General features: G+C 56.7%; 11 protein-coding genes. 8 read left to right on the forward strand and 3 right to left on the reverse strand.

Annotated elements, in window-relative coordinates; translation table 11 throughout:
* Positions 1 to 48 precede the first annotated feature (48 nt).
* The 3 genes from AABA21_RS38430 to AABA21_RS38440 all read left to right on the forward strand — a co-directional run bounded on the left by AABA21_RS38430 (position 49) and on the right by AABA21_RS38440 (position 4,016).
* Positions 49 to 1,500: a serine hydrolase domain-containing protein gene (locus tag AABA21_RS38430; protein ID WP_338258343.1), complete on the forward strand. Its 1,452-nt coding sequence runs from the start codon at positions 49 to 51 to the stop codon at positions 1,498 to 1,500.
* Positions 1,501 to 1,855: 355 nt separating this feature from the next.
* On the forward strand, positions 1,856 to 3,046 hold the full coding sequence (locus AABA21_RS38435) for a sensor histidine kinase (protein WP_338258344.1): 1,191 nt from the start codon (positions 1,856 to 1,858) through the stop codon (positions 3,044 to 3,046).
* Between the two features lie 175 nt (positions 3,047 to 3,221).
* On the forward strand, positions 3,222 to 4,016 hold the full coding sequence (locus tag AABA21_RS38440) for an IclR family transcriptional regulator (protein WP_338258346.1): 795 nt from the start codon (positions 3,222 to 3,224) through the stop codon (positions 4,014 to 4,016).
* 44 nt (positions 4,017 to 4,060) lie between these two features.
* On the opposite strand, the gene AABA21_RS38445 is transcribed toward AABA21_RS38440, so the two are convergent.
* From AABA21_RS38445 to AABA21_RS38455, 3 genes are all read right to left on the reverse strand, one after another.
* Positions 4,061 to 4,519: a MaoC family dehydratase gene (locus tag AABA21_RS38445; protein ID WP_338258348.1), complete on the reverse strand. Its 459-nt coding sequence runs from the start codon at positions 4,517 to 4,519 to the stop codon at positions 4,061 to 4,063.
* Between the two features lie 17 nt (positions 4,520 to 4,536).
* Positions 4,537 to 5,709, reverse strand: a complete 1,173-nt coding sequence (locus tag AABA21_RS38450; protein WP_338258349.1) for a CaiB/BaiF CoA transferase family protein — start codon at positions 5,707 to 5,709, stop codon at positions 4,537 to 4,539.
* Positions 5,710 to 5,785: 76 nt separating this feature from the next.
* Positions 5,786 to 6,931, reverse strand: coding sequence for an ABC transporter substrate-binding protein (locus AABA21_RS38455; RefSeq protein ID WP_338258351.1), 1,146 nt, complete (start codon positions 6,929 to 6,931; stop codon positions 5,786 to 5,788).
* Between the two features lie 383 nt (positions 6,932 to 7,314).
* Between AABA21_RS38455 and AABA21_RS38460 the strand changes: the two genes are divergently transcribed.
* From AABA21_RS38460 to AABA21_RS38480, 5 genes are all read left to right on the forward strand, one after another.
* A complete protein-coding gene (locus AABA21_RS38460) occupies positions 7,315 to 8,427 on the forward strand; it encodes a Gfo/Idh/MocA family protein (protein ID WP_338258353.1) in 1,113 nt (370 codons plus the stop codon).
* A 128-nt stretch (positions 8,428 to 8,555) separates the two neighbouring features.
* Complete coding sequence (locus tag AABA21_RS38465) at positions 8,556 to 9,809, forward strand: extracellular solute-binding protein (RefSeq protein WP_338258355.1); 1,254 nt, start codon at positions 8,556 to 8,558, stop codon at positions 9,807 to 9,809.
* On the forward strand, positions 9,806 to 11,917 hold the full coding sequence (locus AABA21_RS38470; protein WP_338258357.1) for a beta-galactosidase trimerization domain-containing protein: 2,112 nt from the start codon (positions 9,806 to 9,808) through the stop codon (positions 11,915 to 11,917). Before AABA21_RS38465 ends, AABA21_RS38470 begins: the two co-directional genes overlap by 4 nt.
* Before the next feature lie 520 nt (positions 11,918 to 12,437).
* A complete protein-coding gene (locus AABA21_RS38475; RefSeq protein WP_338258358.1) occupies positions 12,438 to 13,922 on the forward strand; it encodes an ABC transporter substrate-binding protein in 1,485 nt (494 codons plus the stop codon).
* A 96-nt stretch (positions 13,923 to 14,018) separates the two neighbouring features.
* A complete protein-coding gene (locus tag AABA21_RS38480) occupies positions 14,019 to 14,966 on the forward strand; it encodes a carbohydrate ABC transporter permease (protein WP_338258359.1) in 948 nt (315 codons plus the stop codon).
* Position 14,967 lies beyond the last annotated feature (1 nt).

Consider the following 14,967-nt stretch of genomic DNA (forward strand, 5'->3'; position numbering starts at 1 on the left):
CGGGGCAGGCCTGGCACCTACGATGATGTATTTTGGGGAGAAAAAGTGATGGATCATGGTACTTCATTGCAGCTCAGCACGGCGGAGGCTCAGGGAATTTCTTCCGCTGCTGTTCAATCGTTCATTGATGCGGTTGAGGAGAGGAGGCTGGGCGTTCAGAGTTTGATACTTATGCGCAACGGGCGGATCGTGGCGGAGGGCTGGTGGAGGCCGTATGCCGAGCAGCTTTCGCATAGTATGTATTCGGTGAGTAAGAGTTTTACGGCGACCGCGATAGGGCTGGCGGTATCAGAAGGCCGCTTGTCGGTCAACGACGCGGTGCTCTCGTTTTTTCCGTCGTATGTTACCCCTGAGATCAAAGCGAACATGGAGGCCCTGCAGGTTCGTCATCTGCTCGCTATGAGTACGGGTCATGAGAAGGATACGTTTCCCCTGTTGACGCGTGAGCCGGAAGGGGATTGGGTGCGCATCTTCCTGTCGACCCCTATTACCTATGAGCCGGGTACGCATTTCCTCTACAACACCGGGGCCAGTTTTATGCTGTCGGCCATCCTGCAATCTTTGACCGGTCAGACGGTGTTAGAGTACCTGGGCCCACGGCTTTTTCAGCCGCTGGGTATCGAGAATGCGGCATGGGAGTCTAATCGGGATGGCATCAATTTAGGCGGCACTGGCCTGAGTATAAAAACACTTGATCTGGCAAAGCTTGGTCAGCTCTTTCTGCAGCGTGGTGTATGGAATGGAAAGCGAGTGGTGCCTGAGGAGTGGGTTGAAGAGGCGAGCTCGATTCATACGCCGAACGGGGATGATCCAAACGATGACTGGCAGCAGGGGTATGGATACCAGATGTGGCGTTGCCGACATAACGCGTACCGCGCCGATGGGGCTTTTGGGCAGTTTAGCGTGATCATGCCGGATCAAAATGCCGTGCTGGCCCTGACCAGCGGAACAAGCGATATGCACGCGATCTTAGATGAGGTCTGGAAGCATATTCTGCCGGGCATGCATGCGGAGCCACTTCCGGACAACGCGGAGGCGGCGAATAAGCTGACGAAGCGCCTGGCTGATCTGGCATTACCGCTGCCGGAAGTGTTGCCTGCGGCGCCAGAAACGGCTGCGAGGATAGAGAAGCGGACCATTCGTCTGGAAGCGAATGAGTTGCGTATTGAGGAAGTGTCGTTGGAGTTTGGTCAAGAGGAAAGTGTCTTTACGGCCCTTGACAACAAGGGTGTGCGGCACACCATTCGCTGTGGACGCACCGATTGGATTAGCGGGACGTCGACGCTGTGGTATCGCCGGGATTCCTCGACAGAAATGGCTGTTGCGGCCCATGGTGGCTGGGCGAATGAGCATACGTTTGTGATGACGTGGCAGTATGTTGAAACGCCATTCTGTCATGTTGTCACTTTTGATTTTGGTTCTGACGAGATCGATGTGTCCATTAAGATCGTGCCATTCTGGCAGGATCATGACGAGCATATTAAGGGTCATCTGGTATAAGCAGGCTCCAACGCGTGGTGCCCGAGGGGAAGGTTCCTTTTGGGCACAGCATGGGGCGAGGCGTTTCGGTTTGAGGGAGCATGGTCGTGGGGGAACGGGGAGCCGCAAGCGACCAGTCAACGTAAAGAACTGCCGCCACCAAATTTAGGAAGGAATCGTGATAGAAAGAGAGGATAATTTGCTCTCCGATTTCGCTGTCGACAAGGCTTCGGTTCTGCCTAAAAAGGCGATGCTTCTGTTCTGAAATCGCAGAACAAGAGCATCTCCCACCACCGGAATCGCTCAGCAGGAAAATTTCGCGCGGAAAAAGTGATTGGCTCCCATCTCTTGTTCAGAAATGGTCAAGGCTCTCGTCATGAAGAGAGATCATGAACAACACATGTTTCAACAGACCCATATCCCTCATCAGTGGTGGTATTCTCCTCTCATGGGCTATCCCATCACACTCTTGCTGGCTGCTGGTGCTTTTCTGATCGGATGGTTTGAGAGCAGGTTAGGTCTTTCTCATGTTTTTCTTACGCCGCCGTTTGTGATTGTCACGTTACTAGCTGGAGGGATCTGGGGAATTGGTCCAGCGCTTCTTGCGTTAGGGATCGAGGTTCTTGCGTTGGATTACTGGGTTGTTCCCCCCTTAGGGAATATCACCTTTTTTCTTTGGCCCAATATCCTCTCATATGGACAGTTTCTCATCATCCAACTCGTGGCGCTGTGGGTGGTCATTCGCCAGAAACGCTATCGCGATCAGCTCTTCCTTGCTAATCAGGCAATATCGCGACATGTTGAGGAATTACAAGAGATTAATTGGCAATTGGAGCGTGCGAGTGACGCTCGTGATCGCTTTGTGACGCAGGCATCGCATGAATTGAGGACGCCGCTGACGGGTGTCCGAGGACTCGCACAACTGACCTTACGCCGACTTCTTCGTGAACCTCCACTGCCCACAAATTACTCCTTTCTGCCCACAAATTTAGAAAAGATAGAAACGCAGACCCAGCGGTTGCATACCTTAGTGGACGACTTGCTCAGTATAAACTATTTACATACGGGAAATGTCCCCTTACGAAGAAAAGAATGTGATTTGATGCATCTTTGCCGTGATGTCATCAGCTATTTTGAACCCATGACCGATCAAGAGATTGAGCTGAAAAAATGCTCGGACCAGACAGTCATTCAAGCTGATGAAGATCGACTCTCCCAGGTCCTCTACAATCTGATCCGTAACGCGCTCCAATACTCACCGCCTCATACCACCGTGCGAGTGGAGGTGTATTCCAATGAAAGGGAAGCACTTTTGGGGGTCCATAACGATGGCTCGTTTATTGCACCAGAACACCAGGAGCATCTTTTTGAACCGTTTTATCGGGATCCGAATATTTGGAATTCCGCCATTACAGGGTGGGGACTTGGTCTGACCATTAGCAAATATCTGGTTGAGCAACAGAAGGGACGGATCTGGGTGGAATCCTCAGAGCACCAGGGAACTACATTTTGGATTGCATTGCCTTCTGGCTCTAGTGGGGGGCAGGGCAAAGAGACCATGGAGTAGCCCACGCGATGCGCAACGTAGCCGCTAACCTGTAGCAAGCAAAGATAAAATGCGCCTTGCATCTGCATTGACAGATTGTTGTTTGGATCATTACAATATTTCATATATGAATATTGTAGTTGTGAGTGAAATTTAGCAATGCTGTTATGTTTGAGAGCGGCGAACGCGAGAAGGCATGGATAAGAAGTTAGATGATATTGACGCGGGCTCGGCGCAGCCGGCGTATCATGTTCCGGCTCTGGAGAAGGGGCTGGATATTTTGGAGTGCCTGGCGGCGCATACGGTGCCGTTGACGCAGGCGCAACTGGCACGTCTGCTGGGCCGTGGGGCGAGCGAGCTCTTTCGTATGCTTACCTGTTTGGAACGGCGGCGCTATATCCAGCGCGATCCGTTGTCGGGCGCCTACAGTCTGACACTGCGTTTGTTTGAGCTGGGCCATACACACTCTCCTTACCAGGGGTTGCTGCGGGCGGCGGCGCGTCCGATGTGCGAGCTGGTCGATGAGATCAACGAGTCCTGCCATCTGAGCGTGGTGCATCAAGGCAGGCTGGTTGTGCTGGCGCAGGAAGAGAATCATGCTCGCCTGCGGCTCTCCGTTGAGGTGGGCGGGACCTTTCCGCTCCTGCATACCGCTTCTGGTCGCCTGCTACTGGCGCATATGGATCCGATTGCTGCCGAGGAGGCCTACCAGCTGGATGAGGAGTACGCGAGCTTGTCCGCGCAGGAGCGCGAGGAGCTGGCTGCGCGCCTGGAGGAGATCCGTGCCCATGGTTACGAATATGTGGTGGGCGAATCGAACGATGGCGTGCAGGACCTGGTGGTGTTGGTTGGCTCGCAGACCTCGAATTTACAGGCCGCGCTGGCGATCTGCTCGCTCTCGCGCAGGCATGCTTCATTCCTTGATACGATGCTGCCCCCATTGCGCCACTGTGCCGACGCTATCGCCAGCGCCGCAGGCATCGTGGTGTGATTTTTCCTCCAGTCTTTTTCCTCTCTGGGACAGATATATCGCAATCAGACAGACGTTGCTGGCGTCTGGCGTTTGGCGAGGAGGAGGTGTTCGCAGACCAGTACAAGCTCATCGTGCTGATTGAAGACCTCGCATTTCTCTACGACAACGCCGTGATCGGTGCGTTTGGCGTGCTCCCGCTTGTCACTGACGGTGACGCGCACGTGGATGGTATCGTTGATGAAGACGGGTTTGATGAAGCGCAACCGGTCATAGCCATAGGAGAAGGCAAGCTGATTGATGGCGCCGGCAGTCATACCGATGGCGACGCTGAAGATCAGGGTACCGTGGGCGATGCGCTGGCCGAAATCCTGCGTCTTGCACCACTCGCTATCCATGTGATGCGGATAGAAGTCGCCGGTCTGGCCGGCGTGCAGCACGATGTCGGTTTCGGTGATGGTGCGCCCCATAGTCTGGCGCTGCTCACCGATCTGGTAATCTTCGAAATAGCGGTCCTGGAACATGGCTCTCTTCCTCTTTGCTATAGATCAAGCAGATCAAATTCTTGCGCGATGAGCGCGTTGTGCTCGCCGATGGTTGGTGCCCCGACCGGCGAGGTCAGCAGGGTGCCATCGATGCGGATGGGGCAGCGCGTGGTGGTAAGCGCGGCACCGTTGGCGCGGCTCACGCGTTGGACCATATCGAGGGCCTTGAAGCCGTCATGTGCCAGCAGTTGATGCCAGTTGAGGACTTCGGCGCACCACATGCCGGCCGGTTCAAGGATGCGCAACCAGTAGGCGGTCGTCTCACCCTGGAGATGTTGGGCCAGCCGAGCTTTGATGGTGTCGCGCTCACTAAACCAGGTTTTGGGATCGGTGTAGGGCAGCAACTCCGGGCAGTTCAGGAGCTGGCCGAGGCGGGGAATGTCATTCATAGCCAGCGCCAGATAGCCATCGCTGGTCGCGTAGATGCCATAGGGGGCGCTCAGATAGGCGTTGGCATTGTTGACCTCGCTACGCTGCGGCAGCTTCCCGCCATCATTGAGGTGCGTCGTGAGCAGCTCGAACTGGCAATCGAGGATGGATTCGAGCAGGCTAACTTCGACGAGGCCGCCCTGACCACTGATGCCACGACGAACCAGGCAGGCCAGGATGCCCTGAGCCAGGTAGGTGCCTGTCAGCATATCCGCGATGGAGAGCCCGAAGGGGACCGGACCCTGCGTGGCGTCGCCGCTCAGCCAGGTCACTCCCGATAGGGCTTGAGCCAGCAGATCCTGTCCCGGCAGGTCGCGCCAGGGTCCCTCTTTCCCATAGCCACTCACCGAGGCGTAGACGAGGCGCGGATACTCCTCACGCAGCTGATCATAGCCGAGTCCCAACCGCTCGATGACGCCCGGTCGGAAGTTCTGGATCAAAACATCGGCGTGCGAGATCAACTTCTTCACCTGCCGCATATCAGCCGGGTTCTTGAGATCGACGGCGAAGCCCTGCTTGTTACGGTTGATCGAATGGAACAACGTACTGTCACCGTCCAGCTCAAGGTTAGAGATGTAGAGCTGGCGGCAGAGGTCGCCACCCTGTGGGCGCTCGATCTTGATGACGCGCGCGCCCATATCGGCCAGGCGCAGCGAACAAAATGGCCCGGCCAGGAATTGACTAAAATCGAGCACGAGGAGGCCACTCAGCGGCTTTGTACTGTCGTAATTCTGGCTCATGCTTGCCTGCTTTCCCGCTTTCAAATTTTTACACTTGTCAAATTTTTAAGCATTACTGAAACGCAAGAAGATAGGGCTATGCGAGCGAATGGGCGTAGAGGTTGTCGATCTCGCGCAGTACCGTGCGTGGATCTCCTCCCTCACTCAGATAGCGATGTACCAGTGGTCCCGCGTGATCCTGGAAGGGGATCGCGCCGGAGTGGCGGGGACGCAGATAGGCCTGATCCAACGTGGGAAGGGTACGGGCGAAGAAGTGGTCGCAGGCCTGGTTGACGGTATGATCCAGCCACGCCTGACGATGACCTGGCTGGCCGCCGCTGACGAAATACAACCCACGCTGATTGAACGGGTCGGCGACAAAGCGCGCGTAGGCGAGCGCGGCCTCGCGCTGGTCGCTGCGTGCCGAGAGGGCCAGTCCAGTTCCACCCAGCGTCGAGCGCAGTTGAGTGGAATTGAGGCTGACCAGTTCGCCGAAGCGCAGCGGCGACTGAGCATACTCGGGTCGCGAATAGTTGACGTAGCCATAGGCTGCGAGACAGTAGGCGATCTGATCGCTGGCGATCATGGCCTCATAGGTGGCGATGGGATTGCGCTGTAGACACGCCGGATCGCACAGGCTGACCAGCTCGCGCAGGTAGTTGAGCGCGGCCACACCCACCTCCACGCTGACCACGTTGCGTCCATTGGCAAACGGTTCCTCACCGAGTCCACAGCAGAGCATGTAGAAATGCATCAAGCTATCAATGGGAATGGCGGGCAGCGCTACCAGGCCGCGACGTGCCAGCGCCAGCACATCATCCCAGGTGCGCGGAACCTCGATCCCCCAGCGTGCCAGCAGATCGGCGCGCCAGGAACTGACTGGTGTGGCTGCGTCAACGGCCAGCGCCCACTGGTGATCCCCAAATGCATAGCTCTCATGCGAACGACCGACACTATTGCTGGCCTGGTCGGCCAGAAACTCCGCTGGAAGATGCTCGTCGAGCGGCAGCAGGACGGGATGGCTGGCCGCGTAACCGACAAAGGGATGATCAATGATCAGCAGGTCGAACTTTTCCGCCAGCTGGTCAACGGGGAAATCGGCAAACTCCTGTAGCGAGCGCTTATGCCAGTGGACCTCGATGCCAGGGTTCAACTCGCTAAAGCGCTGCGCGCTGGCCACCAGCGGTAGATAGCCGCGCGTGTGATTCCAGGTGATGCTGTTGAGAGTGATGACAGCGGACATACGTTTCCTCTGCAAATAGATTTTGTGTACAGATAGATTTTCGTATATGAATATTGTAATCACAGGTGAAAGTTTGTCAAGCTGGTTTAAGATGCGAAGCTTAAAAGGTTATCGATTGGTGCAGCAGTTGGGACTGGCGGTGGGGGCAATGTCCGGTATGGGTGGTGATGGGAGACGGCACGAGGAATGAGGCTTTTTGTCACCCTTGACAAACTTTCACCTGTGATTACAATATTCATATACGAACATATGGATGCCGGAGCGAGCCCGGCATCCATGGATGGAACGTGGGCGCCCGGGTACGGGCCGCGTTGCGGCAAGCGCCCGCAAGGGGCGCACCTACGGGTGGAACATGGGCGCCTGGGAAAAGGGGATATGCCGCTATGAGCAATGATGCAATACAGGGGCTTCCGCGTGGTGATTGGCAGGTTTCGTCGGAGATTCCGCTGCCGAGGCGCCGCGATTATCCTATCGCGATTGTTGGCGCTGGTAGCATCGTCAATGACGCGCATCTGCCGGCGTATCGGAAGGCCGGCTTCAACGTCATCGGTATTTATGACCGGGATGCCGACAAGGCGGGGGCGACCGCTGCGCGCTACGGCATTGATACGGTCTATGCCAGTCTGGATGATGTGCTTGCCAGTCCAGCGGCTATCGTTGACGTCGCGGTCCCGGCCCGCGAGAATTATGCTATCGCCACCCGCGTCGCGCAGGCGGGCAAGGCTCTTTTGTTGCAGAAGCCGATGGCGGAAGATCTCGCGACGGCCGAAGCTATCGTCGCAGCCGTGGAAGAGGCGGGGATCGTGGCGGCGGTGAACCAGCAGGCGCGCTGGATGCCGGCGGCGCTGGCAATGCGCGACCTGATCGGGCGCGGCCTGTTGGGAGAGATCTACCAGGTCTCGTTTCTGATCAATGTACTGACCCCCTGGGATACATGGCCCTGGATCGTGGCGGGCGAGCATGTCGAGGTCATGTATCACTCGATCCATTATCTCGATACTATTCGCGCCCTGCTGGGGCGTGAGCCGCGCCTGGTCTTCGCCGATGGCAGCACGGTGCCCGGTTTCTCAACTGGAGGCGAGACGCGCACGACGATCCAACTCATCTTCGATGGACAATTGCGCGCCACGGTCGTAGATACCCATCACAATAGCGGCGGACTGGTTGACCAGTTCGCGACCTTTCGAGTTGAGGGGACCGAGGGGAGCGCGGTAGCAGAGCTGGGTCTGCTCAAGAACTATCCCACCGGCGTTCCCGATAGCTTCCGTTACATGAGCCACAACCTGCAATCTGGTACCTGGATCAGCCCTGATCTTGCTGGCAGCTGGTTTCCTGATGCCTTTATCGGCACGATGGCCAGTGTCATGCGTGGCCTGGAGGGCGCTCCTGGCGCTCCCGAGACATCGCTGCGCGACAACCTGGGCACGCTGCGCATCGTCATGGCCGCCTATCACTCTATGGTTAGCCACAGCGCCGTCGATCCACAATCACTGTAATGCGATTAGCTTTTTTAAGCGACCACAGCCATCCAAACGCATGACCTGTCTATCCGGAATGGTGTAGAGAGAAAAGTCTGATTACGTCAATTGATTTTGTGTCAGAGACGGAAATGGAGGCACCGCGTATGGTCACTGGAGACAAAACGTTGCTACGCCTGGTGGGGCGCAGCTTTGTCGGATTCGAGCAGGCGTTGGCTGAGCAGGCGGCGGCCTTTGAACAGGCTCATCCTGGCGTCAAGGTGGAGCTGACCTTTCGCGATCCCCAGGCGCTCTACGAAAGTACGATCGCCAGGGCCGAACTGGCGAGTGGGGCGATTGATGTGACGCTAACCCTGACGGACTGGCTGCCCGAGGCGATGCAGCGCGACCTGCTCGTGGCGCTCGATCCTTTGCTGGCGCAGGATCCACCCGAAGGATGGCCGGATGGCTGGTCGCCCAGTCTGCGCGGGCTGCAGCGCGATGCTGGTGGCCAGACCTATGCCCTGCCGTATCACGATGGTCCCATGATGTTTATCTACCGGCGCGACCTGTTTGAGGATCCGCGTGAGCAGGCCGACTTTCAGGCACGTTACGGACAGGATCTGCGTCCCCCTGAGACGTGGTCCGATTATTTGAAGATCGCGCAATTCTTCACCAGGCCCGAGCAGGATCTGTATGGCGCCGTGGCAGCTGGTCTGAACGACGCGCACAACAACGTATACGACTTTATGATCCACACCTGGAGCCGTGGCGGTCGTCTGCTTGATGATCAGGGGCTACCGATCTTCCACGAACCGATCGCCATCGAGGCGCTGCAATTTCACGTCGACCTGTTTAACCGCTACAAGGTCGTGCCTCCGGAGGCGAAGGAGCTCGATTCGGTAGCTTCCGGGGCTTATTATGCCAGTGGGCGCGCCGCTATGATGGTCAACTGGTGCGGCTTCGCCACGATGGCCGAGGTGCCGGGGCAGTCGAGTGTGGTGGGCAAGAATGGTCTGGGATTGATCCCACGCGGCGATAGCGCTCAAGGGGTGCATACATCGATCAATGTCTACTGGGTGCTGGCCGTCGCGGCGGGCAGCGCGCAGAAAGAGCTGGCCTATGAGTTTCTGCGCTCCACAGCATCGCCCGCCCTTGATAAGATTACGGCCCTCAATGGCTGCATCGCCACGCGCTACTCGACGTGGCGCGATCCCGACATTCTGCGCCAGTTTCCCGTCTACGCCACCATCGAAGCCGTGCATAAGAGCGTGGACAGCCCACCACCCATTCCGCAGTGGCCGGCGATCACCGAGATTTTGAACGTCGGGATAGACGATGCTCTGCACCAGCGCAAGAGCGTCGAAGAGGCTTTGACCTGGGCCAGCACCCAGGCGCGGCAACTGATGGAGGCGAGATGAACACCAGGATAAATGACGGCGGTGAGCAGCGACCAATGTGGATCGATGAGCGCTTCTATACGCGCTCGCATCCCTGGCGCAAGGTCCACCTCGACTATCACAACAGCGCCTATATGCCGAGCGTTGGCGAGGCCTTTGATGCCGACGAATTCGGTGATCGCCTGGTCGAGGGACACGTCAACTCTATCGTTGTCTTCGCCAAAGACATGCACGGCTATTTCTATTATCCCAGCTCGTATGGTCCCGTGCATCCCGGCTTGAAGCGCGATCTGCTTGGCGAGCAGGTCGCCGCCTGCCGCCAGCGCAATATCAAGGTCTACGCGTACTACTGTGTGACCTGGGACAACTACCTGGCCGAGCGCCATCCCGAATGGCTGGTCTTCAAACGCGATCGCAGCACCTATTTACCGGCGTTTGGTCAGCCGCCGTCATGGACCGCGCTCTGCCTGTCGCATAGCGATTTTGTCGATACCGTGCTGGCCCACGCGCATGAGATCCTGACGCGATATGATCTCGACGGCATCTGGTACGATATGCCCTTGCCTATTGATGGTGAATGTTTCTGCTCCACCTGCCTCACCACGCTGCGCGACGCCGGTCTGGATCCTTTCGATATCGAGGTGCAGCGCAAGCACAAGCAGGAACTGCTGGTCGGATTTATGCGCCAGGCATACAACCAGGCGCACGAACTGAGGCCAGGCTGCCAGGTTGACCAGAATAACCAGACGCGGCTCGGGCTGGGGGAGCGTGCCATCTACATGGATAATATCGACATCGAGGCGCTGCCGACCGCGATGTGGGGTTATCTCTATTTCCCGGCTAACGTGCGTTACTCGCGTCCCTTTGGGATCAGCGTCTATGGGATGACGGGACGCTTCCACCGCTCGTGGGCCGACTTTGGTGGTCTCAAGCATCCTACCCAATTGCGGACGGAGCTGGCGCGCATCATTGCCCAGGGGGCCCAGATCACGATTGGTGACCAGATGCCTCCTTCGGGACGCCTCGACCCGGCAGTCTACGCAACTATTGGTCAGGCCTATGCCGAGATCGAGCGTCTGGAGCCCTACCTGGTCGGGGCCGCGCCGGTTGTTGAAGCCGCCATCGTCGTGCGCGGACCACTGCTTGATGATATCGGTCGCCCCGGCGGCTCGGCAGCCGAGGGGGTCAGCCGATTGGGTGAGAGCGTGCTGGGTATGGTCAAGTTGCTGGTGGAGCTGAATATCCAATTCGATATCATTGAGCCTGACGCCGAGCTAGAGCGCTACCGGCTGCTCGTGCTGCCCGATACGCTCAGCGTGGATGATGCGCTGGCTGAACGTCTGCGCAGCTATCTCGCGGGCGGTGGAGCGCTATTTGCCAGTCATGAAGCGTTGCGTTTGAGCGGAACGACGGCCAGCTGGTTTGATGAATTACCGCTCACCTATGAGGGCGAAGGACCATTTGTCCCCAGCTATCTTGCGTGCGCAGAGCCTCTGCTCGATGCGATCCCGAATTACGAATATGCCCTCTACGAGGGTTCAGCGCGCTGGCGGGGAGGATCCGGACGTGAAGAGTCTGTCTGGGCACGGCTGGGCGAGCCGCTGTTCCAGCGGGCCGGAAACCACTATACCAGCCATGCCCAGACGCCGTTTGATCACGTCACGGATTACGCGGCCGTCGTGCAGCAGGGAAACTTTGCCGCGACCGCCTTTCCCCTCGGAACGAGTTACTATACCCACGGCTATTGGGTTTATCGTGAGATCTTTCATCGTCTGCTGCGCGAGGTGCTGCCGGCACAACTAGTAGAGACAAATGCGCCGCTCAGTACTGAGATAAGCGTGACCCACCAGCAGGCTCACGCTGACCACCCGGAGCGCTGGCTCATCCACATCATCAACTTCTCGTCCAATCCGCGCACACCCGAGCATGTCGAGTATTACGAAGATCCAATCCCGTTGCATGATGTGCGCATCGACCTGGCGCTCGATGTACCCATCGCCCGAGCCTACACAGCGCCCGAGCAGATAACGATCCCCGTTGAGAGGATAGCGGGAGGAGTGCGTATTAGCGTCCCCAGGATTGATATTAGCGCCGTAGTTGTATTGGAACAGGGCGAGGCGGGCGGCTGATGCCCGTTCGCTCCGCCCCTGGTAGAGTAGTTTATAAGGCTGTTGTGTTCACTGGCTGGATAACGGTCACGCAAGAATGTATAGAGCTTATTTTTCCTGAGCAGGTTGTAATAAGTAATATACTTTTCTTTCTCTCCTTTCAGGTAGGAGAGCCCATATTTGTACCGATATGTATACGTTATTCTACACAATCAGCTTTATTACCTCTTGACAAGAAGCAAATACTGTTTTATATAACCTCTAACCAATAATTGATATTCTTTGATTTAAGGGGAGGAAATTAAAAGGAAGGATAAAAGGTAGTAATCTCTGCTAAAATGTGTCATACTCATTTTAGCAAGTTATGGCCTTGATTTTTAAGCGGTGTAGAGAAAGCGCTTTCTCACTTAGGAAGATAGTTGTACAGCGTTGGTACGTATCTTATCGAACAAGTGACGATCCTGTCACGAATGTGCTATGAATGGATTAGCATGCATCGTGAGGGGTCAGAGCCAGGTCCAATCCAAGGGAGGATTAGATAATGGAATATTCTAATCGGGACGGCATAACACCTGAAATCGAACGTGAACTTTTAAAGCGCGGTTACAGTAGGCGAGAAATTCTCAAGTTAGCAGGAGTCGTTGGTGTAGGTGGACTGCTTGCCGCCTGTGGTGGAAGTGTAAAGCCGCAGACCTCGCAAGGCCAGGCAGCCGCAGGCACGCCGACTCCATCCACGAAATCAATCTACTCAATTAGCGATGCCAACGGCCTGCAATGGCCCAAGACGATCCCCCCTGAACCAACCTCAAAGGTTCAGCTTAGCATCTCTCATTCCTGGGACGCCACGTTCTGGACGCGCCAGGTGCAGTTCGACACGCTATTCATGAAACGCCACCCTAACATCAGCATTAGCGCTGAAAATACGCCGTTTAGCAATTATTTGCAGAAATACATCGCGCAGGCGGCTGGCGGAACCTTGCCCGATGTGATGTATTGTCAGTTTGCCTGGGCGCAGCAATTTATTTCGCAGGGAGCAATCGCGCCGCTCGATGACTATATCAGCAAGCAGACCGACTTCAACCTCAGCGATTTCACCAAGCCATCGATGGGTTTCTATCAGCGCGGCGGAAAAACGTATGGCGTGGCGTACGACTGCGGTCCTGGTCTGCTCTACTACAACAAGGATCTGTTTGATAAAGCTGGCGTGAAGTATCCCACCAACAGTTGGACGCTTGATGACCTCAAGCAGAACGCCATCAAGCTGGCCAGCGGCCAGGGAAGAAATAGAATCTTTGGCATCAGTGGAACGCCCAACCCATCCGATGGTGGCATCGGGCCCAACTATCTCTTCCCCTTTGGAGGCCAGTACGCCAATGAGCCTCAGGAGACGCAGATCTTTATCGACCAGCCGGCGGCCGTCCAGGCCATGCAGTGGTGGCTGGAGATACGGCTCAAGCACAACGCCGTCCCCTCGCCCGCCGAGGCGCAGGGCTTCCAGATCCAGCAGCTCGATCCCTTTACGTTGGGAAGGTCGGCCATGATGCTGGCAGGCTCCTGGTCGACGCCCGCGCTTAGCCAGAACGCCCGCTTCAAGTGGGACTTCGCCCTCTGGCCCCAGGGTCCCAAAGGGCGCTCCACATTTGCTGAGGGGAGCGCATATATGATCCCCAAAAATGGGCAGAACAAAGACGCCGCCTGGATCTACCTGAATGAATACCTCTCCTCGGCGGGTCAGCAGTTTATGTGGGGGATGACCGGGCGTGGCAGTCCAGCGCGTTCATCGGCCTGGGATTCATACTTTAAATCAAAATACGCGCCGCCCAGCGCGAAGCTGGTACTGGAGTCGCTGGAGAAGTATGGCTCGAACGCGGTACTCCACCAGCCCACGACGCCGAAGGTATCCAATACAGTAACGCCGATCTGGGACCGTGTCGAGTCGGGTCAGCTGGCTGTCGCGGACGCCCTGAAGCAGGTTGCTCAGCAGGTAGGACCGATACTGGCGCAGAATGCCAACTCCGGCAGCTGATTAGCTACATGCGGTACATCCTGTCATTCAGACGCGGCATATCTGCTGCGTCTGAATGACAGGATATGTACTGTGCTGTGAAAGGAGTCTTTCAGCATGCAACTGACGAGCGAAAAAGTGAGTCCGCAGCGGAAAGCCGTGAAAAGGGCTACTTCCAGGCGGGCGCGGCGCGAGGAGCGCGAGTTTTACCTGTTCATCTTACCCTGGATAATAGGATTTATCTTCTTTGGTGGGGGACCGATCATCGCTTCGGCCTTCCTCAGCTTCTCCAACTGGTCTCTGCTCTCCAATCCGCAATGGATCGGGCTGCAAAACTACCAGCGCCTCTTTCAGGATCCCCTTTTCTATATCGCCCTCAAGAACACCCTGTATTATGGCATCGGCAGCGTGCTGTTGAGCGTAGTAGTCTCGTTTCTGCTGGCGCTCCTGCTCAATCAGAAGGTACACGGCATCGCCTTCTTTCGCACCATCTTCTACCTGCCCTCAGTCGTCTCGGGCATCGCGACCGCGCTGCTCTGGATCAACATCTTCCATCCCGACTTTGGCATGGTCAACTTCCTGCTCGGGCTGATTGGCATCCAGGGACCCGGCTGGCTGGCATCGGAGCAATGGGTGATTCCCGCGCTCATCATCATGAGCGCCTGGAGCGCAGGCAGCACGATGATCATCTACCTGGCAGGTCTGCAGGGCATACCCGCGCACCTGTACGAGGCGGCGTCGATCGATGGGGCGGGCAACTGGTCGAAATTCTGGAACGTCACCGTCCCGATGATCTCACCTGTCATCTTCTTCAACCTGATTACGGGTTTCATCGCCTCGCTGCAAGCCTTTGTACTGATCCTGGTCATGACCAATGGCGGTCCCGCCAACGGCTCCCTGGTCTATGGGCTCTATATCTATCGCGAGGCCTTCCAGTACTTCGACATGGGGTATGCATCCGCGCTGGCATGGGTACTCTTCATCCTGATCATGTTAATCACGATGATCCAGCTTGGTCTGGCCCGGCGTTGGGTCCACTATGAAGGCGCAATACAAAGGAGATAGG

The organism is Dictyobacter halimunensis (assembly GCF_036245075.1).

Excerpts from the sequence above, each read along its gene's own strand:
- AABA21_RS38430 (WP_338258343.1), top strand. The coding sequence starts at position 49 with ATGGATCATGGTACTTCATTGCAGCTCAGCACGGCGGAGGCTCAGGGA.
- AABA21_RS38435 (WP_338258344.1), top strand. The coding sequence starts at position 1,856 with ATGAAGAGAGATCATGAACAACACATGTTTCAACAGACCCATATCCCT.
- AABA21_RS38440 (WP_338258346.1), top strand. The coding sequence starts at position 3,222 with ATGGATAAGAAGTTAGATGATATTGACGCGGGCTCGGCGCAGCCGGCG.
- AABA21_RS38445 (WP_338258348.1), bottom strand. The coding sequence starts at position 4,519 with ATGTTCCAGGACCGCTATTTCGAAGATTACCAGATCGGTGAGCAGCGC.
- AABA21_RS38450 (WP_338258349.1), bottom strand. The coding sequence starts at position 5,709 with ATGAGCCAGAATTACGACAGTACAAAGCCGCTGAGTGGCCTCCTCGTG.
- AABA21_RS38455 (WP_338258351.1), bottom strand. The coding sequence starts at position 6,931 with ATGTCCGCTGTCATCACTCTCAACAGCATCACCTGGAATCACACGCGC.
- AABA21_RS38460 (WP_338258353.1), top strand. The coding sequence starts at position 7,315 with ATGAGCAATGATGCAATACAGGGGCTTCCGCGTGGTGATTGGCAGGTT.
- AABA21_RS38465 (WP_338258355.1), top strand. The coding sequence starts at position 8,556 with ATGGTCACTGGAGACAAAACGTTGCTACGCCTGGTGGGGCGCAGCTTT.
- AABA21_RS38470 (WP_338258357.1), top strand. The coding sequence starts at position 9,806 with ATGAACACCAGGATAAATGACGGCGGTGAGCAGCGACCAATGTGGATC.
- AABA21_RS38475 (WP_338258358.1), top strand. The coding sequence starts at position 12,438 with ATGGAATATTCTAATCGGGACGGCATAACACCTGAAATCGAACGTGAA.
- AABA21_RS38480 (WP_338258359.1), top strand. The coding sequence starts at position 14,019 with ATGCAACTGACGAGCGAAAAAGTGAGTCCGCAGCGGAAAGCCGTGAAA.